The organism is Undibacterium sp. Dicai25W (assembly GCF_049340505.1).
Taxonomy (GTDB): Bacteria; Pseudomonadota; Gammaproteobacteria; order Burkholderiales; family Burkholderiaceae_D; genus Undibacterium; species Undibacterium jejuense.
This window is the reverse complement of record NZ_JBMPOQ010000005.1, coordinates 12,863-36,047: the sequence shown is the minus strand read 5'-3', so window position 1 is coordinate 36,047 and position 23,185 is coordinate 12,863. Positions and strand designations below refer to the sequence as shown.

At 44.5% G+C, this 23,185-nt stretch carries 24 protein-coding genes; 17 read left to right on the top strand and 7 right to left on the bottom strand.

The genetic code is table 11. The features are described 5' to 3' along the window. The first annotated feature begins 278 nt into the window (after window positions 1–278). From ACO0KY_RS07650 to ccoS, 3 genes are read left to right on the top strand one after another with little or no spacing between them, the layout of a single operon-like run. The gene (locus ACO0KY_RS07650; RefSeq protein ID WP_423045112.1) at window positions 279–521 is read left to right on the top strand and encodes a heavy metal translocating P-type ATPase metal-binding domain-containing protein; all 243 of its coding nucleotides are present in this window, start codon (window positions 279–281) and stop codon (window positions 519–521) included. Next, entirely contained in the window at window positions 518–2,812 is a 2,295-nt protein-coding gene (locus tag ACO0KY_RS07645) for a heavy metal translocating P-type ATPase (protein WP_423045111.1), read from the top strand. The genes ACO0KY_RS07650 and ACO0KY_RS07645 overlap by 4 nt, the downstream gene beginning before the upstream one ends. A 2-nt stretch (window positions 2,813–2,814) precedes the next feature. Beyond that, a complete protein-coding gene (gene ccoS, locus ACO0KY_RS07640; RefSeq protein ID WP_186911571.1) occupies window positions 2,815–2,958 on the top strand; it encodes a cbb3-type cytochrome oxidase assembly protein CcoS in 144 nt (47 codons plus the stop codon). 5 nt (window positions 2,959–2,963) lie between these two features. Here the strand turns inward: ccoS and mnmH are convergent, their stop codons facing one another. Both mnmH and ACO0KY_RS07630 read right to left on the bottom strand, forming a co-directional pair. Continuing rightward, window positions 2,964–4,025 carry a tRNA 2-selenouridine(34) synthase MnmH gene (gene mnmH / locus ACO0KY_RS07635; RefSeq protein WP_423045110.1) on the bottom strand — a complete coding sequence of 354 codons (1,062 nt, stop codon included), beginning with the start codon at window positions 4,023–4,025 and terminating at the stop codon, window positions 2,964–2,966. A 4-nt stretch (window positions 4,026–4,029) separates the two neighbouring features. Next, window positions 4,030–4,608, bottom strand: a complete 579-nt coding sequence (locus ACO0KY_RS07630; protein ID WP_423045109.1) for an arylesterase — start codon at window positions 4,606–4,608, stop codon at window positions 4,030–4,032. A 67-nt stretch (window positions 4,609–4,675) separates the two neighbouring features. Between ACO0KY_RS07630 and ACO0KY_RS07625 the strand changes: the two genes are divergently transcribed. After that, window positions 4,676–5,395, top strand: coding sequence for an ABC transporter ATP-binding protein (locus tag ACO0KY_RS07625; protein ID WP_423045108.1), 720 nt, complete (start codon window positions 4,676–4,678; stop codon window positions 5,393–5,395). On the opposite strand, the gene ACO0KY_RS07620 is transcribed toward ACO0KY_RS07625, so the two are convergent. Genes ACO0KY_RS07620 through ACO0KY_RS07600 form a run of 5 tightly spaced genes read right to left on the bottom strand, consistent with a single transcriptional unit; the run spans window position 5,392 to window position 9,743 of the window. Next, complete coding sequence (locus tag ACO0KY_RS07620; protein WP_423045107.1) at window positions 5,392–6,177, bottom strand: UDP-2,3-diacylglucosamine diphosphatase; 786 nt, start codon at window positions 6,175–6,177, stop codon at window positions 5,392–5,394. The two genes, ACO0KY_RS07625 and ACO0KY_RS07620, sit on opposite strands and share 4 nt — an antisense overlap. 39 nt (window positions 6,178–6,216) lie before the next feature. Next, window positions 6,217–6,705, bottom strand: a complete 489-nt coding sequence (locus ACO0KY_RS07615) for a peptidylprolyl isomerase (protein ID WP_186911574.1) — start codon at window positions 6,703–6,705, stop codon at window positions 6,217–6,219. A 55-nt stretch (window positions 6,706–6,760) separates the two neighbouring features. Further along, window positions 6,761–7,423, bottom strand: coding sequence for a peptidylprolyl isomerase (locus ACO0KY_RS07610; RefSeq protein ID WP_423045106.1), 663 nt, complete (start codon window positions 7,421–7,423; stop codon window positions 6,761–6,763). Window positions 7,424–7,437: 14 nt separating this feature from the next. Next, window positions 7,438–8,706, bottom strand: a complete 1,269-nt coding sequence (locus ACO0KY_RS07605; protein ID WP_423045105.1) for a L,D-transpeptidase family protein — start codon at window positions 8,704–8,706, stop codon at window positions 7,438–7,440. Beyond that, window positions 8,706–9,743, bottom strand: coding sequence for a L,D-transpeptidase Cds6 family protein (locus ACO0KY_RS07600; RefSeq protein ID WP_423045104.1), 1,038 nt, complete (start codon window positions 9,741–9,743; stop codon window positions 8,706–8,708). The genes ACO0KY_RS07605 and ACO0KY_RS07600 overlap by 1 nt, the downstream gene beginning before the upstream one ends. A 599-nt stretch (window positions 9,744–10,342) precedes the next feature. Here ACO0KY_RS07600 and ACO0KY_RS07595 point away from each other — a divergent pair. From ACO0KY_RS07595 to ACO0KY_RS07535, 13 genes are all read left to right on the top strand, one after another. Next, complete coding sequence (locus ACO0KY_RS07595; RefSeq protein ID WP_186911576.1) at window positions 10,343–11,317, top strand: acetyl-CoA carboxylase carboxyltransferase subunit alpha; 975 nt, start codon at window positions 10,343–10,345, stop codon at window positions 11,315–11,317. Between the two features lie 9 nt (window positions 11,318–11,326). Beyond that, entirely contained in the window at window positions 11,327–12,736 is a 1,410-nt protein-coding gene (gene tilS, locus ACO0KY_RS07590; RefSeq protein ID WP_423045103.1) for a tRNA lysidine(34) synthetase TilS, read from the top strand. Between the two features lie 63 nt (window positions 12,737–12,799). Then, window positions 12,800–13,507 carry a DNA polymerase III subunit epsilon gene (gene dnaQ / locus ACO0KY_RS07585; RefSeq protein ID WP_423045304.1) on the top strand — a complete coding sequence of 236 codons (708 nt, stop codon included), beginning with the start codon at window positions 12,800–12,802 and terminating at the stop codon, window positions 13,505–13,507. A gap of 509 nt (window positions 13,508–14,016) precedes the next feature. Further along, complete coding sequence (gene flhD / locus ACO0KY_RS07580) at window positions 14,017–14,334, top strand: flagellar transcriptional regulator FlhD (RefSeq protein ID WP_186911578.1); 318 nt, start codon at window positions 14,017–14,019, stop codon at window positions 14,332–14,334. Between the two features lie 33 nt (window positions 14,335–14,367). Further along, window positions 14,368–14,922: a flagellar transcriptional regulator FlhC gene (gene flhC, locus ACO0KY_RS07575; RefSeq protein WP_423045102.1), complete on the top strand. Its 555-nt coding sequence runs from the start codon at window positions 14,368–14,370 to the stop codon at window positions 14,920–14,922. 18 nt (window positions 14,923–14,940) lie between these two features. After that, window positions 14,941–15,750 (top strand): class I SAM-dependent methyltransferase, encoded by an 810-nt coding sequence (locus tag ACO0KY_RS07570; protein ID WP_423045101.1) that lies wholly within the window; start codon window positions 14,941–14,943, stop codon window positions 15,748–15,750. A 140-nt stretch (window positions 15,751–15,890) separates the two neighbouring features. Then, entirely contained in the window at window positions 15,891–16,751 is an 861-nt protein-coding gene (gene motA, locus ACO0KY_RS07565; RefSeq protein ID WP_186911581.1) for a flagellar motor stator protein MotA, read from the top strand. Window positions 16,752–16,772: 21 nt separating this feature from the next. Next, window positions 16,773–17,702 carry a flagellar motor protein MotB gene (gene motB / locus ACO0KY_RS07560; protein WP_186911582.1) on the top strand — a complete coding sequence of 310 codons (930 nt, stop codon included), beginning with the start codon at window positions 16,773–16,775 and terminating at the stop codon, window positions 17,700–17,702. 49 nt (window positions 17,703–17,751) lie between these two features. After that, window positions 17,752–18,300: a chemotaxis protein gene (locus ACO0KY_RS07555; protein WP_423045100.1), complete on the top strand. Its 549-nt coding sequence runs from the start codon at window positions 17,752–17,754 to the stop codon at window positions 18,298–18,300. A gap of 52 nt (window positions 18,301–18,352) precedes the next feature. Next, complete coding sequence (locus tag ACO0KY_RS07550; RefSeq protein WP_162020889.1) at window positions 18,353–18,718, top strand: response regulator; 366 nt, start codon at window positions 18,353–18,355, stop codon at window positions 18,716–18,718. Between the two features lie 52 nt (window positions 18,719–18,770). Then, complete coding sequence (gene cheA / locus ACO0KY_RS07545) at window positions 18,771–20,825, top strand: chemotaxis protein CheA (protein WP_423045099.1); 2,055 nt, start codon at window positions 18,771–18,773, stop codon at window positions 20,823–20,825. 37 nt (window positions 20,826–20,862) lie between these two features. After that, the gene (locus tag ACO0KY_RS07540) at window positions 20,863–21,378 is read left to right on the top strand and encodes a chemotaxis protein CheW (protein WP_186911585.1); all 516 of its coding nucleotides are present in this window, start codon (window positions 20,863–20,865) and stop codon (window positions 21,376–21,378) included. A gap of 62 nt (window positions 21,379–21,440) precedes the next feature. Next, complete coding sequence (locus ACO0KY_RS07535; RefSeq protein ID WP_423045098.1) at window positions 21,441–23,153, top strand: methyl-accepting chemotaxis protein; 1,713 nt, start codon at window positions 21,441–21,443, stop codon at window positions 23,151–23,153. Window positions 23,154–23,185: the final 32 nt, after the last annotated feature.

Sequence of the window (23,185 nt, the reverse complement as noted above, 5' to 3'; positions counted from 1 at the left end):
TTGTAACTCTCCGTGGAGTGAAGCGGATTAGAGGTCTCTAAGATTCCTCATCGAATAGTCAGAAACATGAAGAAACAAAAAGGCGGTAGTGCAATGCTACCGTCTTTTTGCTTTTTTAATTCCGAAACATGTTCTGCAATAGCGTCAATATCGTTTTGGAGAACGATAGAGTTTGTTCGTAGCTTATATGGTGTTGCGGCATATCAAAGATTGAATAAGCGTAATCGGTTAAGATAGTATTATTGCCAATTTCTATCCCTACTTTCCGTTCGTTTCTTATGGCGATCTCACTTTCTCATTTGTTGGAGATGTTGCCTTTTCACACTCAGCGTGTAGAAAAGATCGATTGCTATCATTGCGGCGAAAAAATGCGCGAAACCAAAGCCTTGTATATCAAATTTAATGGACAGCCAAGGGCAGTCTGCTGCCATGGATGTTTGGCAATATTGCATGCGATTGAACGCAACAAAATGGTAGACGAGTATTTGCAAGCTAAATTGGTGCAAACGGAAGTGCTATGAGTATTATTTCAGATTTTGATCATAAGCCCGATTCTGTCATCGCGAGTCAGCAACAAGAAAACCAATTAATTCAATCCGAAAAGATCAGCCTGTCCGGCATGCATTGCGCTGCCTGCGTGCAACTGATTGAATTTCGGGTTCGTCAATTGCCTGGTATAAATTTATTTAAAATTAATACCGCGACCCATAAGGCTGAGGTCGTCTGGCAGTCAGAAAGAAATAATATTAAAAATATCATTTCTGCGATTATTCATCTTGGGTATGGTGCCTTGCCAGCCACTCAATCGCCCGACGAATTTGAAAAAAAAGAAAGCAAGCTCGCTTTGTGGCGCTTGTTTATCGCTGGTTTCGCCATGATGCAAATCATGATGTATGCGTTTCCAGCGTATTTGGTGCCAGTTCCGCAGGTTGATGGTGATCTGACCCCCGATCTTGATAAATTGCTCAAAATCGCCAGCATGTTGATTGCGGTACCGGTCGTGGGTTTTTCTGCTTTGCCGTTTTTTAAGGCGGCGTGGCGCGACCTGAGAAATCGTCATATTGGTATGGATGTGCCAGTGTCGCTCGGAATATTGCTGACATTTTTTGCCAGTGTCTGGGCAACATTTCGTGGCGGTGTCGTCTATTACGATTCTGCAATCATGTTCGTCTTTTTGTTGCTGTCCGCACGTTTGATCGAAAGCAAAGTCCAAAAAAAGACCACGACAGCACTCAGGGTGCTTACGCAACTGGTACCGGTCTCTGCCCAAAAATTGATAAATTATCCGCAAAGTCGAGAAGTTTTGGCGCTGGACGCGTCAGCTTTGCACATCGATGATCTGGTTTTGGTTGCGCCTGGTGATCATATTCCGGCAGATGGCATTGTGCTGGAAGGCCATAGTGAATGCGACGAAGCGCTGATGACAGGTGAGTCGCGCCCTGTGCTTAAGACCGTCGGTGATAATGTGATCGCAGGTGCTATCAATTCGAATGGTACTTTAATTATCAAAGCACTTAAAGTCGGTACGGAAACGCATTTGTCGTCATTGATAGAGATGATGGAAACTGCAGCGACCGAGAAGCCGCCGATAGTTTTGTTGGCGGATAAACATGCAAGCCGTTTTTTGAGTATTATTTTGTTAATCGCATTACTGACAGGCATCTTCTGGACTTTTTTCGAACCGGACCGTGCTTTGTGGATTGCGATTAGCGTCATTGTCGTGACTTGTCCTTGCGCCTTATCTTTAGCGACTCCTGGTGTGATGTCTGCCGCTATCGGCCTGTTAGCAAAAAATGGTGTGCTTATAAAGAATGGTAAGGCGATTCAGACGATGGCTGAAGCGACGCATTTTGTCTTCGATAAGACTGGCACTTTGACCGTCGGCAAACTCAGAGTGGCGCAGCAATTGCTGCAACGAGATGTACCGCATGCCGAGAGTATTGCGTTTCTGTTGGCATCGGGTTCGGGGCATCCTGCCGCCAGAGCGATAGCCGATGCGTTGGCTGCGCAAAATGAAAATACGTCAGAAATGCAAGTGACGAACATGCATGAAGTGGCTGGCGGAGGGATAGAGGCGTTGATTGATAATCGCTCTTATCGCTTGGGTAGTATCGACTTTGCGCTTGGTTTGGCTTCAACATCCGGTTTAAAAAATCCCCAGTTTTTTGAGATCCCAACGGCGATGCGCGAAGCAACAGTTTCCGTGTTGGCGGATGAGGATGGTGTGATGATGGTGTTCGCTTTGGCTGACACCTTACGCGTTGATGCCATTGAAACAGTCAAAAAGTTACAGGCGCGCCACAAAAAAATATTGTTGTTGTCTGGTGATCGTGATGAGGTGGTTCGAGCCGTTGCGCGTGATTGTGGGATTGACGATGCCAGAGCAAATCTTAGTCCCGCAGATAAATTCAATATTGTCCAGTCTTTGCAGGCTGAAGGGGCAATCGTAGTGATGGTGGGCGATGGTATGAATGATGGTCCCGCTCTTTCATTGGCGAACGTTGCGGTTGCGATGGGGCAGGGCGCACCTATATCTCAGACCCGTAGTGATGTGTTGCTGATGTCTAATCGTTTGAGTGACCTCGATTTTGGATTTGTTGTAGCCAACAAAGCATTTCGATTAATCAGAGAAAATCTGATCTGGGCAATAGCTTACAACTTGTTCGCGATTCCGGCGGCTGTGATAGGTTGGCTGGAACCATGGCACGCCGCATTGGGTATGTCCTTGAGTTCGCTGATTGTCGTATTGAATGCACTGCGCTTGTATTTGTTGCCGCAGCCCGAATATGCAGTGTCGGAAAGTTTAAATTAATTATGGATATCTTATATCTCTTAATCCCACTAAGCTTAGTCTTAGTGTTTGCGATTGGTGGCGTATTCTGGTGGGCTATCAATAACCGCCAATTTGAAGAGTTAGATCAAGAGGGACAGCGTATTCTGGAGGATGTTGACGGCTGAGCAGATTATCCATGGGAAATAATTTTTTTTGCGCTCAATTCAAAATCTGCATTGCTTAAGCTTGCTTGACTTATCTGTTGCGCCTGATTGAACTTGGAAAAATTACGTGCAATAGATTTGGTGTAGGCAGGGTCATAGTGCTCCTCCAATAAGCTTTGCACCACATTGGCAATATTCCCGTCTAACGCTTGCTTCTTCCAGAAATTTATTTTTTCGTTTCCATGCAAATGGCTGAGAAAGTTGAGTTGTTGGTTGAGTTGTTGCGGATCTTGTACAAAATGTGCGTAGTCTTCCATTAGTAAATTTACTCTTTCTGACATAGGCATAGATATTGAAATGCAAGGTGACTCGCGTATCTTGCTCATAATAGTTTCCGGTACTCGCAAATTGCCAACTTTTTTGCTCTCAGCTTCAACGTAGATAGTACGTTCATGGTCTGCATTTTTTAATACATTCCAAATCCGACTTTCAAACATTTTTTGAGAGGGTTGTTTTTCGGTTGGAATATCGCCCAATACAGAGCCACGATGTTGCGCTAGTTGTTCGAGATCGAGAACTTGTTCGCCGAGAGATGTGAGCGTGTTCAATAAGCGACTTTTTCCACTGCCAGTTGTACCACACAGAACTTTCCATTGCGCAGCATTTGCAAGCTCCGAAATCGATAGATTGACGTGTTGACGGTAGGCTTTGTAGCCACCTTGTAGCTGTGCAACTGGCCAGCCAATTTTCGAGAAAATAAACGCCATACTGCCACTGCGGTTGCCGCCGCGCCAGCAGTAGATCAAGGGACGCCAGGATTTTCCTTGTTGCTGAAATTGGGTAGCAAGGTGGCGACCAATGTTCATTGCGACCAACCCTGCACCGAGCCGTTTCGCTTCGAATGATCCAACTTGCTTATACATCGTGCCGACTTGTATCCGTTCTTCATTACTCAGTACCGGGCAATTAATCGCTCCGGGGATATGGTCTTCAGCAAATTCGGCAGGACTACGGACGTCAATGATGCAATCAAATTGGGCAAGATTTTCGGCAATACTGCCGAAATAAATCAGTTCGGGATATTTCATTGGCTTATTTCGTCAGTAAATGCATTAACTGCGGCCAGACGTTATTTAAAATCAAAGGATGGGCGTTGGCGATAGGGTGAATTCTGTCGGCTTGGAAAAGATCATCCCGTTCGGCAATTCCTTCAAGTAAAAAGGGAACCAAATGTATCTTTTGTTCTTTGGCGAGTTTTGCGTAAAGCGAGAAAAAACTCTGGGTATATTCTTTGCCGTAATTTGGCGGAACTCGCATGCCAACTAGAATTACCTCCGCATTCGCCTTTTTGGCAGTTGTGATCATGGCGCGGAAATTTTCTTCTGATGCAGCAAGAGCTAAGCCACGCAAAGCGTCGTTGCCGCCTAATTCAATAATTACTATGTCTGGTTTGAGTTTGTTGACCAAGGCCGGTAGTCTGGTTTTTCCGCCACTTGTCGTTTCTCCACTGATACTGGCATTAATCACGGTAGAATTTGGGTTGAAATCTGCCAGTTTTTTTTCCATCAAGCTAACCCATCCTTGACCGCGAACTAAGCCATATTCTGCCGACAAGCTATCACCAAGCACCAAGATAGATTTTGATGCAGAATGTGCGTAAGCGAACGGCATTAAGCTGCTGATCAATAGGAAAAGCAGGGCTCGAAGCATAAATTGACGACAGGATAAAAAAGACAGCATGACACATCCTAAAGTAAGCAAAAAAACGGCAATAGAGGTTAATAACCTGGTCAAGCAAGTCGAAGACGCAAGTGGACATCTAAGTATTTTGAACGGTATTGATTTTACCGTGCAAGCAGGAGAAACGCTTGCAATTGTTGGTGCGTCAGGTTCCGGTAAGTCAACCTTGCTAGGTATTCTGGCTGGCTTAGACATTCCCAGTTCAGGATCGGTTCATCTGGCTGGGGTTGACTTATTTGCATTGAATGAAGACCGGCGTGCGCAATTTCGTAAAGAAAATTTAGGTTTTGTTTTTCAGTCTTTCCAGCTGTTGATGCATTTGACGGCGCTGGAAAATGTCATGTTGCCGTTAGAGTTGCGTGGCGATAAAGACGCAAAGCAAAAATCGGAAAAAATGCTAGAGCGCGTTGGTTTGTCTTCGCGTTTAAAACATTATCCGAAATTTCTCTCTGGTGGCGAGCAGCAACGCGTTGCGTTAGCCAGAGCATTTGTGACTGAGCCGCCTCTTTTATTCGCTGACGAACCCACTGGTAGTCTTGATGCGGTTACCGGTGAGGCTGTTATTCAGCTTATGTTTGCGCTTAATCGGGAACGCAATTCTACCCTCGTTTTGGTGACGCATGATCTTTCGATTGCAGCTCGGTGTGGCAGAACCTTGACGATTGCTGCCGGTCATTTAGTTAGCGATGAGCTGTCGTCCAACGTTGTATCAACTTAGCTTGTGATCTCGCAGTGATTGAGGCTGACGCGGTGAATTTTTCCATCTTTATCGATGGATATCCAGCCGCCACGGGGGGGGGATTCATCACAGCACCAATCTGGTAAAACATAACGATATTGCCCTTCATGCTCATGTAAAGCGGGGCGGTGTGTGTGTCCGTGAATCAGGTAGTGGCAAGCGGTGGATGCGAACAATTGCTCGATTGCAGACGAATTGACGTCCATGATAGACAATTCTTTCTGGCTTTGTTGCATCTTACTGCTTTCGCGCATTCCCTGGACGATCGTTTTTCTTTGTGCAAGGGGGAGGGCAAGAAAATTGCGTTGCCATTCAACATTGCGAACTTGAGCGCGGAATTGTATGTAACCAATGTCGTCAGTGCATTGTGCGTCGCCATGGCATATGGCGATTTTTTTTCCAGCGACCATGATGACGCTTGGGTCTTGGAGTAGCTGTATTTCAGTCGCTGACGCAAAATCCTGGCCGATTAAAAAATCGCGATTGCCCGCAATCCAGAATAACTGGACTCCTGCTGCAGTTAGTTTATGCAAGCTTTGCACAACTTCAGCATTATATTTGTCGTCGATATCATCGTCGCCAACCCAATACTCGAACATGTCTCCTAGAATGTAGAGTTGTTCCGTTTTTGTTCCTTGCTCTGCCAGGAAATTCAAGAACGCACGGGTGGTTTTCGGTAGCGATGGACTAAGATGGATGTCGGAAACAAACAGCGCAACCATTTTGGGTTGCGCTGTTGTTTGCTTTTCGGAATTTTTCACACTCAATCGAATAATGTTCTGAAAAAGCAGTTGAATTAGTTAAATGACTTCAACTTTTTCGATGATGACATCTTCAACTGGTACGTCCTGGAACATACCTGAGCGTGATGTTTTAACACCTTTGATTTTATCAACGATTTCTTTGCCTTCAGTTACTTTACCAAATACACAGTAGCCCCAGCCATCTTGACCAGGATAGTCGAGGAAGCTGTTATTTGCTGTATTGATGAAGAACTGTGCTGTTGCAGAGTGTGGTGCGCCAGTACGTGCCATCGCGATTGAGTAACGCTCGTTTTTTAAGCCATTGCTAGCTTCATTTTCGATTGCATCCAATGTATCTTTTTGGTTCATGCCAGGTTCAAAGCCGCCGCCCTGAATCATGAAGCCGTCAATGACACGGTGAAAAATAGTCCCAGCATAATGACCGGAAGCTACATAAGCAAGAAAGTTAGCAACGGTTTTCGGTGCTTTTGCTTCGTCCAGCTCAATCGTGATTGCGCCGTGGTTAGTAGTCATGAGAATGGCCATAATATTCCTTGGTAATGGGGTGAAAATAAGGGATGAAAATAAGGTATCAGGAAATTTATTTTATAACAGTTGCTGATTCTATGATGATGTCCCTTTTGGGGACATTTTGCATCATGTGTGAATCACTTGTTTCAACAGCTTTAATTTTTTCAACAACATCCATGCCTTTGATAACTTTGCCAAAGGGTGTATAGCCGGCAGTGGCAATTAAGGCTTGCTTTCGTGGTGCTTTGGTTATGTTGCCACGGTAATTAAATTCTACAGGATCGCCCGCAGGTAAAGGCTGATGATTTAAAAAATCATTATCTCTGACATTGATGAAAAATTGGGCTGTTGCCGAATTCGGATCTTCTGTACGCGCCATTGCAATGGTACCCAGATCGTTCTTCACCCCTTTTTCCAAAGCCAGCGCTGCCTCGGAGGCGATCGGCTTGCCAGTTGGTTTTTCTTTCATATTTTTATCGTAGCCACCGCCCTGAATCATGAAGTTATCAATTACGCGGTGAAAAATCGTGCCTTTGTATTGACCCGCTTTGACATATTTAATGAAGTTATCAACGGTTTTTGGTGCAGCCTCAGGGTAGAGCTCTACCACGATTTCGCCTAGATTGGTTTTGATTGATACTTTAGGCAATTCGTCAGCGAATGTCTGTGTGGCACTCAGGCTCAGCATAGCACTGAGTAGCAGTCCAACTAATTTTGTAGTTGCTGATTTCACTTTAACTCCTGTATTTAGACGGTTGTTTCATAAACAATTCGCCATTTGTTTGACTCTTTGAGCCAATACTGGCGTTTACGGACGCTCGTTTTGGTTTTGCCGGATTGAGTTTCCTGAGTGAAAGTGCTGACGATAATTTCATCTTTCCCAGGATAACGGAAATGCGTGACATTCTTCAATTGTATGACGGGATTTGTCCAGGCTTCCCAATTTTGCCTTTGTTTTGAAAACCAGGCATTTAAATCTTCTCCTTGGAGAGATTTAAAGTTGCGGGAGTAATTGGCAAAGATGCGATTAGCATTTTTGCTTTCTATATCCAGTCGCCAGTCATCGAGTAACTTTGCAGCAAACTGGCGATCTGCAAGCCATTTTGCCTGATTTTCAAACTCTACCTGATCACTGATGATGACAGGTGTTTTGCCTATATCAACCAAGGCAGAGATTTTTAAGAAATCAGGGTTCGTTAACACGACGCAGCCATCTGAAGCAAGCGGTGGACGGCTGAAATTGGCTGAGGGCATCCCATGTAACCAGATGCCGGAGCCACTGCGTCCATTAATTTTGTCCCATTCATTGGGATAATTCAGGGGAAGTGCGCCAGGGCCATAAAAATCAGGCAATTTTCCACCGGAGAGTCGACTGGTAATGTAATAGACGCCTAAAGGCGTTTTTTGATCACCTTCTTTGAATTTGTTGATCCCGAATCGGCCGTGACTTATGTAGTGGTCGCTCAAGAGTTTAGGTTGACCACCAACATTTTCATAGAGATATAGTCGGGACTTATTGGCGTCGACTACCAGTACTTGCTTTTGATCGTCTCGGAGTTGCAGAACCATTTTCGGAATCAATGCCGGATTTGGGCGTTCGCGATAGGATTTGATGCGCATTGCAGCTTCATCGCGCATTTCCTTGAGCTTGTCCGCCTGCGCATTTGCCCCGGCACCGAAGCTGGTAACTGGCCGTGCGTGCATCATCAGTAAATCACCCCGAATCAGATGAGCTAATTGAAAATGCGGATAGGCTTCAATCAATTGATCTACCTTTTCCTGCGCCGCTTGTAATTTGTTATTGGAAAGATTTTGGTAAACCTCGATCAGTAACGTATCCGGATTGGGTGAGTCGGAGCTCATTTCAGATGCGGACGCTTTGCTTGCATGTGTCTTAGCCTCAACCATCGATGCTGGCAACAGCGTTGCCAGGCACGAAAGTAAGGTAAAGGCGCAGCTATGCTTCTTCGCAGCCAGTAATTTGGTCGAAGTATGTTTAAACGCAGAGAAAAACATCAGCTACCCGCGCGCTCCTGCTTGATTTGCCACTTGCCATCTTGCTTGACCATGACCAAAGTCTTGCGGCTATTTGCTGTCAACTGGTCGGATGTGTAAATCTGGCGAAATTTAACGGTGGCTTCATTGTCATCAACGCTGACTTTAATGCTCTCGAGCTTTACGTTGATACGACCTTTACCTTCAATGCGATTGCGGCGTTCTTCAGCCCAGGACTTACGTGATTCGCCTTTTGGGGTCTGGAAATCTTTTGCGTAGTGCGTCAAATAAGCGTTGGTATCTTTATTGCTCCACGCCTTTGCCCAATTCTCTACCGTTTTGATGACTTCATCGTCGTCTTTGTCAACTGCAGGAGCTGGTTTGGATTTTGTACTGACTGGATCAGCTTTGGCTGGGCTGGCCTCTGGTTTGCTTGGAGCTTCAGCTTTGGCGGGGGCGGCAGGTGTTGCAGCCGGAGCTTTCGCGGGGGAAGCCTGAGCAATCAGGGTGGCTGGGGCCGGGTTAATTTTTGGGTTGACGCCACCTGAGTTGCCGACCAGATTTCTTACCATAGTCAGTTTTAGTTTGGCAGTGGCGTTGCCTGAATCTAATTGCAATGCCTTGTCATAGGCCTGACTCGCCAGCTTGGCATAGACGTCACCCAGATTTTCGTGCGCAGTCCCATATGTAGGATTAGTGCGGATCGCCATTTCCAGCGAAGCACGCGCTTTATCGTATTGTCCCGAAGCAGCGTATAAAACCGCCAGGTTATTATATGGCTCTGGTAATTCAGGATAGTCGTCAGTCAGTTTAGAAAAAACAGTAATTGCTTCTGCTGATTTGTTTTGCTCAGTAAGAATGAGCCCCTTCAAAAAGCGCAATTGCGCGTCTTTGGGCTTAGTAGTCAGCGCATTATCGACTTTTTGCAAAGCTTCAGTTGTTTGTCCGGCGCGAAGCAGTTTTCCTATATCGCTTGCTTCATCTGCGAAGGATGAGGTCGCGATAAGCGCTAGAGATAGATTGGAAATAACAAAGATACTTCTAATGGTTTGGCGCATGGTGTTCTGGCTTAGATTTATCAGAGGTTGACTGAACATGAAGGCGGTAATGTTATACTGAAACTATAATAAAGTGCCATCTTATCAAATAAGTGCGGCACAATGGGCTTTTGATCATAGAAACATGCTACTGGGGCACACTATCATGTGTTTTTTGGGAAAAAAGCCAAAATTATTTCCCAATTAGCTCTTTTGGGGGCTTGGAGTTCACCTAATTTGCTCTCAATGTGGTGCTTAAATTATCCTGAGGTTAAGAGCTCACGGTTTTGCGGCCACCCAAATTGACGGAAAATAAGCGGAGTAGGGCGCAATTCTCGTCTGATAAATTTTTCGAGCATGTGAAGCTGGACAGAATGGTTGTTTTTGATATTTAATCTGCTCCGTTCAAATATTTTCTTGTAATTCTCCGTTTCTGACGGGGAGCGATATTGGAAATATAAATATTGGCAAATCTGACAGAGCAATCTGAGGTCTCAACTACTCTTATTGGTCTGCGGATTAATGAGAAGTTATGGCGCACGCTAACTCCTTTTATTGGCTTTTGCCTTAAATTTGCCTAATAAAGCTTTTTTTAACTCGTGTGGATTTAAGGGGGCACGATGACTAAAACGACATTCCTGAGTTTTGAGCAATCTATTGCTGAACTAGAATCAAAAATTGAAGAGTTGCGATTTGTTCAAGATGATTCCGCGGTAGATATCTCTGAAGAAATTGATAGATTATCTAAAAAGAGTCAGATGTTGACTAAAGATATCTATGCAAAGTTGACTCCATGGCAGGTGTCGCAGATTTCGCGTCATCCTCAACGTCCATACACTATGGACTACATTAATCAGATTTTTACTGATTTTCATGAGCTCCATGGTGATCGTAGTTTTGCGGATGATTTGTCAATTGTCGGCGGATTGGCTCGTTTTAACGGTCAGGCCTGTATGGTCATTGGTCACCAAAAAGGCCGTGACACCAAGGAACGCGCATTGCGTAACTTTGGCATGCCAAAACCAGAAGGTTATCGCAAGGCGATGCGCCTGATGAAATTGGCTGAGAAATTTGATATCCCCGTATTTACGTTTGTTGATACGACTGGTGCCTGGCCAGGTATCGATGCCGAAGAGCGCGGACAATCTGAAGCGATTGGTCATAATCTATATGTCATGGCTGAACTCAAGGTACCTTTGATAGCGACCATCATTGGTGAAGGTGGTTCTGGTGGTGCCTTAGCATTGGCTGTAGGCGATGCGGTGTTGATGTTGCAATATGCGACATATTCAGTGATTTCTCCTGAGGGATGTGCTTCCATTTTATGGAAAACCTCTGATCGCGCAGCAGACGCTGCGGAAGCCTTGGGTTTGACAGCGCACAGACTGAAGGCTATGGGTCTGATCGATAAAATTATTAATGAACCGCTGGGTGGCGCGCATCGCGATCCTAAGCAGATGTGTGCACTGGTCAAGCGTGCACTTGCCGATACACTGCGCCAGTTCCAAGGCGTAAAAACCAAAGATTTGTTAGCGGCACGTCATGAGAAATTAATGAGCTATGGCAAATTTAAGGAAACTAAGGTATCAGAATAAGTTATCCGAATGACCGCAAGTAGTTTAAGTGGTGCACTGATGCATCACTTTTCTGAGACCTTAAATTCGATTTTTTTGGAATCAGGAAAAGTCCCTTCTGAATGTGGTCTGGCTGTTGCTTATAGCGGCGGCTTAGACTCATCTGTTTTATTATCCCTGACTGCTGAATATTGTCGTTTGCGCGGTATTCCCCTTAGCGCGTTCCATGTACATCATGGACTCAGTCCGAATGCGGACGATTGGCTTGTACATTGCGAATTAAACTGCCAGAAATTGGGTATCTCTCTTGCCTTCGAGAAAATTGTTGTCACTAACAATGAAGGCGATGGTATTGAGGGAAGCGCCAGAAAAGGTCGTTATCTTGCGCTTGGTAGAATGAGCGTTGCATCGAAAACAGAGATCTTGTTGTCAGCTCATCATCAGGATGACCAAGCGGAAACCTTGTTGATGCAGATGTTGCGCGGATCAGGTGTGGCTGGGCTCTCTGGTATGAATCGTTTTAATTTTGCACCCGGTTTATTTGGCACGCCATCGGTGATGATGATGCGACCTTTGCTTGATGTTTCTCGGGTGGAGCTCGAACATTTCGCGCGCGAAAATCAAATCTCTTACATCCAGGATGAGTCGAATGAGGACGGGCGTTATCTTCGAAATGCGTTAAGGCTTCAGGTGATGCCTGTTCTTGAGCAGATTTCGCCAGGATTTGCCGGTCGCATGTCACGTACTGCAAAGCATATGCAATCGGCGCAAAATTTGGCGGAGGCTTTGGCAGGGCAAGACCTCGCGCATTGTTCGTCGGGGCAGATGCTGGATCTTGACCTCCAACGCATGCGCGCATTAAACGCCGAACGGATTAATAATCTATTTCGTTTGTGGCTTTCTAAGTTTGATGTGCGTATGCCATCTACTTCACGCCTGAATGAGATTTGCAAGCAGCTATTTGAGGCCAAAGGCGATGCCCGAATAACGATTTATCATGAGAAACTGGCAATTCATCGTTATCAGGAAAAAATATACGCAGCAGATCGTGCGCGTGAAGCAGTTGACGGCGCATTGAGTGTTGCGTTTACCTGGAATGGAGAATCCTCGATGCCATTTCCTGATTTTCATGGGACGTTGCATTTCAGGCGTGGAAGTCGCGGATTGAGCCCCGATTGGTTGCAGCAGCAAGCGCTTTGCTTGCATTTGCGGCGCGGGGGGGAGCGTTTGAAATTGGCAGAAAATAGATCTACCCGCGATATGAAGAGTCATTATCAAGCGCTGCGTATCCCATTTTGGGTGCGCCAACAATTGCCTTTTGTATCTATTGGTAGTGAGCTTGTATATGCCGCAGGGGTTGGAATGCAGTCGCAATACTGTTCGGAATCTGTCAATACTCAAGTGGGAACTCATTTAGTGCTTGACTGGGTTGCTGATTAGCCTGAATCACTATCGCTATTTGTTTGCGGCATGAAATAATAAGGTAAGTAAATGAAAAAAATTCTGAGACAAATCGTTTTAGATACGGAAACAACGGGTTTAAATGTCCGGGATGGCAACCGTATTATTGAAATTGGCTGCGTCGAGTTGATAGATCGTAAATTAACTGGCAATAACTTTCATCAATACATCAATCCAGAACGGGAGTCGGAGGAGGGGGCGCTCGCCGTCCACGGTTTGACCGCCGAGTTCCTGAGTGATAAGCCTAAATTTGGTGAGATATCAAAAGAGTTTTGCGAATACATTCAGGGTGCTGAGGTTGTTATCCATAATGCACCGTTCGATCTTTCGTTCTTAAATGCAGAATTTTCCCGCTTGGGTCTTGGTTTGTTCGGCGATTATGTCGAAACTGTTATTGATACCTTGGTGCAGGCAAAAGAATTGCATCCAGGTAAGCGAAATTCGTTGGACGCTTTGTGTGATCGTTATGAAATTTCTAATGCTCACCGCAAGCTGCACGGTGCTTTATTGGATGCTGAGCTGTTGGCGGATGTTTTCTTGGCAATGTCACGTGGGCAAAATAGCTTTGCCATTGATCTGGAAGAGGAAGTTGCGCCTGTTGTTCAGGAGTCGCAAGTGATTGATCTTCCTGTGGGTGATGTATTGGTCAGGCCTGCAGATGAGGTTGAGCTAACGGAGCATGAAAATCTCTTGTCCGGGCTGGATAAGCAGTTACGTCAATCATGTATCTGGCGTACACCGGCTCAGTAAATTGCTGTATTCTTGTTTTTTTGGCTATTAAATCCCCCTCAAATGAGGGGGATTTTCTTTTCGGCGAGCGGATAGCTGTTGCGATTTTGCATAATTACATGTTGGTAGTAAAAAAAAATCAAAAAAAAATTAAAGTTTTTCTGATCGCCGCCGTTAATAAAAGTAAGAAAAATATTTTTAAATTTTTTTAAAAAAACCCCTAAAGTTCCTGTTTTTTTTGCCGTTAATGATATTAAGAGAAAACGCTAATTTGGTTTTTTACATTTAAGTGTTTGATTTTGTTGGGAATTTTTCCGATATAGTGGAAAAAATAAAATTCAATATAAACAGCATATTTTTTATGCTCGTTATCAATTATTTCTTGTAGGATTTTTTCCTACGAGATTATGCCTGTTTTTCTGGAATTAAATCCCGTGTATTGCCTATACACGGCGTTTTTGCGTGCGCTCACAATCTGTCTCACTGGCAACGGAATATGGCCTTTGAAAAATGGAACGGAGGGTGGGAACATGACACAGAACGATATGATGGCTGAAATTCGCGACGCAAACCTGAGCTACTTAATGCTGGCGCAGCAAATGATACGTGCTGATAAAGCTACTGCTATCTTCCGCCTCGGCATCGGAAAAGAAATCGCGGACTTGATCGAAGGTTTGAATAATTCACAAATCTTGAAATTGGCTGGTTCAAATATGATGCTGGCCCGCTTCCGGTTTGAAGATAGTTCAATTCTTTGTATGCTGACCAACTACAACAAAGAACGTGCACTCGCGCATTCACATGCGGCAATCCTGATGGCTGGACAACCAATTGAAGAAATTCATTGAGTTGTTTCGATATTCTTTTGGATGGAGGCTGTGATGGCTATTAAAAGTGTAGTGACTGAGGCGCATGAAATTCAATTGGCTGTAGATCTGGTCAATCTTGGCGCGAGATTGCAGCTGCTTGAGTCAGAAACATCTCTGTCTCGTGAACGTTTGCTCAAGATTTATAAAGAGTTGAAGGGCGTTTCTCCACCAAAAGGGATGTTGCCTTTTTCTACGGATTGGTTTGTCACCTGGCAGCCAAATATTCACTCTTCTTTGTTTATGAATATTTACAAATACCTCAATGAGCATGCCGAGGTGTTTGGTGTTGAAGCAATCGTCAAGGCATATCGTCTGTACCTCGAGCAAGTTGGTTGTGCTTCTGCTGATGATGCGGTACTTTCATTGACGCGTGCGTGGACTCTGGTGAGATTTTTTGAGGGAAAAATGCTAACATTTGCAAAATGTTGTGAATGTGGCGGGCATTTTGTTGCGCATTCTCTTGATTTGCACGATCATTATAAGTGTGGTCTTTGTCATGTCCCTTCGAGAGCGGGCAAGACTAAAAAGGCTAAAGACGCCGATTCTTCTTTGGAGATGGTGGCTTAATAATCTTTGGGAGGGGTCTTGGAATTAGCGTCATCCAACAGTCGCGAAAGCCATGTTCCTCCGGAGATTAAAAAAATACATTCTCCGGCTGTACGCGCACTTCTCATTCAAGTTGCATCACTTGCCGTATGCGTCACACTTGCCATTGCAAGTAAACACTTGTTTGGCTACTTAATTCCATTCTTTGTACTTCTTGCGTTGCAATCCACTGCATCCTTAAGCCTTGCCTACGTCTGTGGGATGGATTGGTGGTGGCGCGTCATCGAATTCTTTTTTCCTGTTGCAGTTGTTTTTGCACTGTATATACGGCTTCCACCGATAATCAGCTTGTTGTTGTTTTTTGTTTTGTTTCTGATTTTCGGTTCAACTTTTCGTACTCGCGTACCTTATTATCCATCAGAAGCTACTTTGCCGGCTGCCATCCTTGAGTTGCTTCCTGACGAGCAAGATGTCAAATTTTTAGATGTTGGTAGTGGTTTTGGTGGCCTACTTTTTGACTTGTCAAAGGCGCGCCCCCAATGGTCTGTCGCTGGTGTGGAGATTGCAATGTTTCCATGGTTAATAAGTGTTGCACTTGGGAAATTTTATGGCATTAAAAATTTGAAATTTTCTCTGGGGAAATACGAAGACCTTGATTTTTCAAAGTTTAATGTTGTTTTCTCTTATTTATCGCCGGTTGTCATGTCAGAAATATGGGTGAAGGTGCAAAATGAGATGTCGCCTGGCACACTTTTTTTAAGCTACGAATTTTGTGTTCCTGATGTTCCGGCCTTTACCGAGATACAAACGGCGGAAAATGCACCTGTATTGTACGTTTGGAAAATTTAATGTAGCAATGGGGTATTTAATTCTCTGAATCAACCTTTTTTAACTCTTATTTGTTGCATTTCAAGTGCCTCCTATGGATTGGACTGCTATGATAGGAGAAAGTTATTTAAGCGTAGATTTTCCTTCAAGGAGTAAGTTCCGTGTTAGTCATCGTTGGCTATATTGTCGTTATGGGTTCGGTGTTTGGCGGCTTCGCAATGGCCGGTGGCCATTTGGCAGTCTTGTTTCAGCCATTGGAGTTGTTAATGATTGGGGGCGCGGCTGTTGGTGCTTCCCTGGTAGGAAATAATGCCAAAAGTCTCAAAGCAACTTTGAAGGCTGTGCCAGGTGTTTTTAAAGGGTCCAAATACACCAAAGCTTTATACATGGAATTGATGACTATGTTGTTTGACGTCCTGACGAAGGTGCGCAAAGAAGGTTTAATGTCAATTGAAGGTGATATCGAGAAGCCAGAAGAAAGTCCGTTGTTTAGTAAGTACCCTGCGATCGTACATGATCATCATATGATGGAATTTATTGGTGATTATTTGCGGTTGATGGTATCGGGCAATATGGACGCGTTTCAGATCGAGAATTTGATGGATAATGAGTTGGAAACTCATCACCACGAGGCTGCTGTTCCTGCTCATTTCATCGCAAAGTTAGGTGATGGTCTTCCGGCATTTGGTATTGTTGCTGCTGTGATGGGGGTGGTGCATACGATGGAGTCAGTGGGTATTCCACCTGCTGAACTGGGGATATTGATTGCGCATGCCTTGGTTGGTACGTTTTTGGGTATTTTGCTGGCGTATGGTTTCGTTGGTCCTTTGGCTGGGCTGATGGAGCAGCAAATGGATGAATCTTCTAAAACTTTTCAATGTATCAAAGTGACTTTGCTGGCAAGTTTGAATGGCTATGCGCCTGCCTTGGCGGTTGAGTTTGGTCGCAAGGTTCTGTATTCAACTGAACGTCCGACGTTTAGTGAGCTTGAAGAGCATATTAAGCAGTCCAAGTCAAAATAATATGACTGGAGAAGGTTAATTATGGCAAACGAAGAATTACGCCCCATCATTGTTAAACGCATTAAAAAAGTGGCTGGTGGTCATCATGGCGGTGCGTGGAAAATCGCATACGCAGATTTTGTGACGGCGATGATGGCATTTTTCTTGTTGATGTGGTTGCTTGGTTCGACAGCAAAGGGAAATTTGCAGGGTATCGCTGAGTATTTTCAGACACCTTTAAAAGTGGCTATGGCTGGTGGCGATGGTAGTGGTGATAGTTCAAGCGTGATTAAAGGTGGTGGTAAGGATCTCAGCTTACGCGAAGGGCAAAATCGCAAAGGCGACATTGAAGCGCAAAAGAAATCGTATAACCTGCAAGCAGCAGAGGCAGCTTTAGCAAAAGCAGATGCCGAAAGATTGAAGGGCTTGAAAGCGCGGATTGAGGCAGTGATTGAATCAAACCCTACCCTTAAACAATATAAAAAACAGCTCTTGCTCGATATAACAACTGAAGGTTTGCGGATACAGATGGTCGACGAGCTGAATCGTCCGATGTTTGCCTCCGCTAAAGCGGAATTGCAACCTTATACAAAGGAAATCTTACACGAAATTGGTAAGGCGCTAAACGAAGTTCCGAATAGAATTAGCTTGTCTGGACACACCGATGCTGCCCCTTATGGTATGGGTGAAAAAGGATATAGTAATTGGGAGTTGTCAGCGGATCGAGCAAATGCATCACGACGTGAGTTAATTTACGGCGGTATGGATGAGTCTAAAGTATTGCGTGTAGTCGGCTTATCATCTTCTGTGTTGTTTGATAAAGATGATGCCTTAAATCCGATTAATCGTCGCATCAGCATTATTGTTATGAATAAAAAAGCCGAAGAATCTGCATCACAGGATGGTGGATCAGTTGAAGTAACTAGCCAGGCAGATTCGAGCACGGAAGTTTCTGTCAGTCGGGAAAAGTAGTGCTTGAAATTATTTCATTGGCTTAGATTATGCGGATAGGATGCTGAAGATGTCCAAAAAGAAAATGTTGGGCTCCCACGTTAAAGAATTGCTGTCTGGCGTGTCAGACCATGGAAGCGCCCATTTGTCAGAAGTGGAGACAGATCTTGCGCAAACCGCATTGTTGCTTGGTGAGGCAATAGAAAAACTCGGAGTCAGTTTCCTAGCTTTGCATTCTGCTGTGTTGAAAGAGCAGGATGAAATTTCCATGATTATTGATGCCGGATCTATTTCTGAAGATAGCATTGATCGCTTAAAAACTATTCAACAGGAAATAGCGCAACATATCAATTCAGCAGTAACTTGCTTGCAATTCCAGGATCTTACTAGTCAACTTATTTCACGTACGATGCAGCGTTGTGAGGGGTTGCGTGAAGTGTTGACTGCTCTCGGTGTTGTTGGGGATGATATTGCTACTGATACAGAAAGTGATGATATTGCCCATTTGTTGAAAGAGACGACGTTGCGTTTGGAAAAACAGAGTGCGGATCTGAAAGATTTGTTGAGAAAAGCGGTTCACCAAAAGCATCTGGATAGTGGTGATATTGAATTATTTTAGTTTGAAAAAACCCTCAAGGCATTTTGCCTTTAATTGGTAAAACGGAGTAATTATGGCCAAGACAATTTTAGCAGTTGACGATTCTGGCTCTTTGAGACAGATGGTCGCTTTTAGTCTGAAAGCTGCGGGATATCAAGTCATTGAAGCTGTAGACGGGCAAGATGGGCTTGAAAAGGCACGTAACCAAGTCGTTGATTTAGTTTTGACTGATCAAAACATGCCACGCATGGATGGTCTTACTTTGATTAAGTCTTTAAGAGGTCTGGCAACATACCAACGGGTGCCAATTCTGATGCTGACAACTGAGTCCAGTGATGACATGAAGGCAAAGGGGCGTGCTGCGGGAGCGAATGGTTGGTTGGTTAAGCCTTTTGATCCTCAAAAATTAACAGAAGTAGTAAAAAAAGTAATCGGCTAAGTAATGTCGCTTTGCATTTTTGTCGTGCCAATGTAAATCTCGGAGTTTAATAATGACGATTGACATGAGTCAGTTTTTCCAAGTCTTCTTTGATGAGGCGGATGAGCTTCTGGCAGAGAAGGAAAAATTGTTGCTTGCGGTCGATATTTCCGCTCCTGATCCAGAGGATCTGAATGCTATTTTTCGTGCGGCGCATTCAATCAAAGGTGGCGCGTCGACATTCGGCTTGAATGACATGACGGAAGTCACGCATGTCTTAGAGTCGTTGCTGGATAAAATCAGAAAAGGTGAAATGGCGTTAACGGGTGATCACGTTGACGCTTTTTTGATCGCCAAAGATATTCTTAAGATGCAATTGGACGGTCATCGCTTAGGGACGCCGGTTGATCAAGATGCGGTCGCGGATGTCAGGATGTTATTGCAGTCGCTGTCGCAGGACGTTCCATCGTTTACTCCGCCTCCGCCTCCGCCAGTCGAAGTCGTTGATCATGGCTCCATTGTTTATAAATCTGCTTATAAAATCGAACTACCAAATGTGAGCGAAGGTGATGCCAGTGCTTTGATGGCTGAGTTGGGTTTACTTGGCATGATCTTACGCGGCGATGCTCATGCTGACAAGGTCGTCCTTCACTTGCGAACCAATGAAGGTAAAGATGACATTATCTCCATTTGCTCGTTTATTTTAGATCCGGATTGCCTTTCGATCACCGAAGAGGCATTGCCAGAACAAAGTGCTCAAAAGCAGGATGCGCAATCTGAAGAAGATTTGGGTTATGGCTTTTTCGAGCCCCTTGAATCGATGTTCCCGCCTCTTGAAGGTCAATCCGAAACGAACAATGCGCCGGATAATTCAAGTTCTTCAGTTTCTAATATCGTCAATCCGCTTGCAAATATTGAGAAGAAAGTCGCTGTAAAAAAAGAAAATGAAAAAAGCCATACTTCTCAAGAGTCTTCTACGATCCGGGTTGGGATCGAGAAGGTAGATCAACTGATTAATCTGATTGGTGAGTTGGTAATAACCCAGGCGATGCTAGAGCAACGCACCCAGGATCTGGATCCGATTGCTAATGAGCGACTGCTCAATAGCGTCGCGCACCTCACGCGTAATACGCGTGATTTGCAAGAAGCAGTCATGTCGATTCGTATGATGCCAATGGACTATGTATTCTCTCGTTTCCCACGCATGGTCAGAGATCTGGCAACAAAACTCGGCAAAAAAGTTGAATTCGTTACTTATGGTGCCTCGACAGAGTTGGATAAGGGCTTAATCGAGCGCATTGTTGATCCGCTTACTCATTTGGTAAGAAATAGTATCGATCATGGTATCGAAATGCCTGCTGCACGGAAAGAAGTCGGTAAGAGTGAAACTGGTCGTCTTTCTTTGTCTGCTGTTCATCAAGGCGGAAACATCGTAATTGAAGTCAGTGACGATGGCGGTGGTCTGCATCGCGAAAAAATCTTAGCTAAAGCGCGTCAGAATGGTTTAACCGCTCCTGATTCGATGTCCGATCCCGAAGTGTGGCAACTCATTTTTGCTCCAGGATTTTCCACGGCTGAAATTGTTACTGACGTTTCTGGTCGTGGTGTCGGTATGGATGTGGTTAAACGTAATATTACTGCGATGGGCGGCGTGGTAGATATACGGTCCGCAAAAGGTTATGGCACCACGATTATCATTTCTCTTCCTTTGACGTTGGCGATTCTTGATGGTATGTCGATTAAGCTTGGTGAAGAGATTTATATCTTGCCGTTAGGTTTTGTTGTTGAATCCTTACAGCCTGCGAAAGAGGATGTCAAAGAAGTTAATGGTAAAGGCAAAGTAATTAAAGTCAGGGATGAATACTTGCCGCTCGTTCCGCTCTACCAAAAATTTGACTTGGAGCCGAAATTTTTAGACCCATCAGAAGGTATCGTTGTGATTGTTGAGGTCGATGGTAAAAAAGCGGCGCTGTTTGTTGATGATCTGGTTGGTCAGCAACAAGTAGTTGTTAAAAACATTGAATCCAATTACAAGAAAATCCCGGGTATATCTGGGGCTACTATCTTAGGTGATGGTGGTGTTGCTTTCATTCTAGATGTGTCGGCACTCCTGAGATCAGTTAAATGATACCGAAACAGCAACTTATTTATATGAAGGACAAGAAATGACGCAAGGTGCACAATCTATTAATGACCAAAATTCACACGGCGGACACGCAGAAGCAGATATTGCCGGGCATGAATTTCTCGCATTTACTTTAGGTAATGAGGAGTATGGTATTCATATTTTGAAAGTGCAGGAAATTCGCGGTTACGAGGCGGTAACGCGTATTGCCAATGCTCCAGAATTTCTTAAAGGCGTCATCAATTTGCGTGGGATTATCGTACCGGTAGTTGATATGCGCATTAAGTTTAATTTGGGAAGCCCGACATACGATCAGTTTACGGTGGTCATTATTCTCAATATCGAGGGCCGTATCGTAGGGATGGTGGTCGATAGCGTGTCTGACGTGACGACGTTAATGCCGGACCAGGTTCGTCCTGCGCCGGAAATGGGGACAACATTTAACACTGAATTTTTGATTGGGTTGGGGACGTTGGAAGACAGGATGTTGATTTTGGTTGATATCGACAAATTGATGTCGAGTCCAGAAATGGGCTTGGTTGACCATTCAGTTTAGTCCAGTAGCCATTGAACTTTTCTTTGGTTGGCTGAAGTAATAACTTTTTTGGAGATAAGTGTATGAATTTGCGCAATTTAAAAATTGGTGCACGATTAGGAATCGGTTTTGCACTTATCTTAGGTGGAATTGTTGTAGTAATGCTTTTCGTTAATGCAATGAGTTCCTCTAATCGAACAGAAATGACTGAGCACCTCAGTCTGGCGAGTCAAAAGCAAGCATTAGCAAATTCAATGAAAAACTCCCTGTATGAAGCTGGTATCGCTATGCGCAATATCGGTATTCAGTCCGATGTCGGAGAGATGCAAAAAGAAGAGGGAAAAGTAAAAGGTCAGCGAAAAATTTACCAGGAGGCAAAAGAAAAAATTTCTCTCCTCGGTTTGAGTAATGAAGAAAAAAATATCTTGAGTGATGTGGAAAAGCTCGATAAGCAAAGTGAGCAACCGTTCAAAGATGCGGTTGGGCAAGCATTGGCGTTTAATGGCGAAGGAGCCGTCAAGATCATTACGACAGTTCTTGAACCGTTAAGTAGTAAGTCAATTGCAGGAATTAATAAGCTAGTTGAGTTGCAAGATGCTACTTCGAAAGATGTTTTTGAATCGTCGGCCAAGACGGGGGCAAGGCTCACGTATAGTTTATATTTGATCTTGCTATGCGCCTTGGGATTGGGTGCGTTTTTTGCCTGGATATTGACGAATAGTATTACTAAGCCATTGACCGAAGCGTTGGAATTAGCAGAGACAGTAGCAAGCGGGGATTTACGTAGCCAGGTCACGGTAGAAGGTAGTGATGAAGTCGCGCTTTTGCTAGCTGCGTTGAAAAACATGAATGACAGTTTGGCTTCTACTGTTGGTCAGGTTCGTAATGGGACTGAAACAATTACTGTGGCGTCTCAGGAAATCGCCTCTGGAAACGCCGACTTGTCTAGCCGAACTGAATCTCAAGCTAGTTCTTTGGAAGAGACGGCAAGTTCTATGGAAGAGCTGACTAGCACGGTACGTCAAAATGCAGATAATGCACGTCAAGCAAATCAACTCGTCGTTTCAGCATCAAGTGTAGCAGTCAAAGGGGGGGCGGTAGTTGGGCAAGTTGTCAGTACCATGGGATCAATCAAAGAAAGTTCTCGCAAGATTGTTGACATTATAGGTGTTATCGACGGGATCGCATTTCAAACTAATATTTTGGCCTTAAACGCCGCAGTAGAGGCCGCGAGAGCCGGAGAGCAGGGACGTGGATTTGCTGTGGTCGCTGCCGAAGTGCGTAACCTTGCGCAGCGAAGCGCCAGTGCAGCGAAGGAAATTAAGTCCCTGATAGGTGACTCTGTTGACAAAGTTGACCAAGGTAGTAAATTGGTTGATGAGGCTGGTAAAACCATGAATGAAATCGTCACTAGCGTCCAACATGTTGCCGACATTATGAGTGAAATTACTGCTGCAAGTCAGGAGCAAAGCGCAGGTATTGAGCAAGTTAACCTTGCCATTACGCAAATGGATGAGATGACCCAGCAAAATGCCGCTTTGGTTGAGCAGGCAGCAGCAGCGGCTGAAAGTATGGAAGAGCAAGCAATCGCGCTGGGTCAGGCGGTCAGCGTTTTCAAAGTGAATGCGACGTCCCAAGTTAAAACATCTTTTGCTCCAGTTAAAAAGACTACCGTTAGTCAGAGTCCAAAAATAAAAGCGAAGGCGATCAGTTCAAATCTTTCTAGTGCAAAAGCATCAAAGCCAAAAGCTGAGTCGGCTCCAGCGGGTGACGGTGATGCCTGGGAAGAGTTCTGATTTCCTTGTTTATTGTTGGGTTTAATCGATAG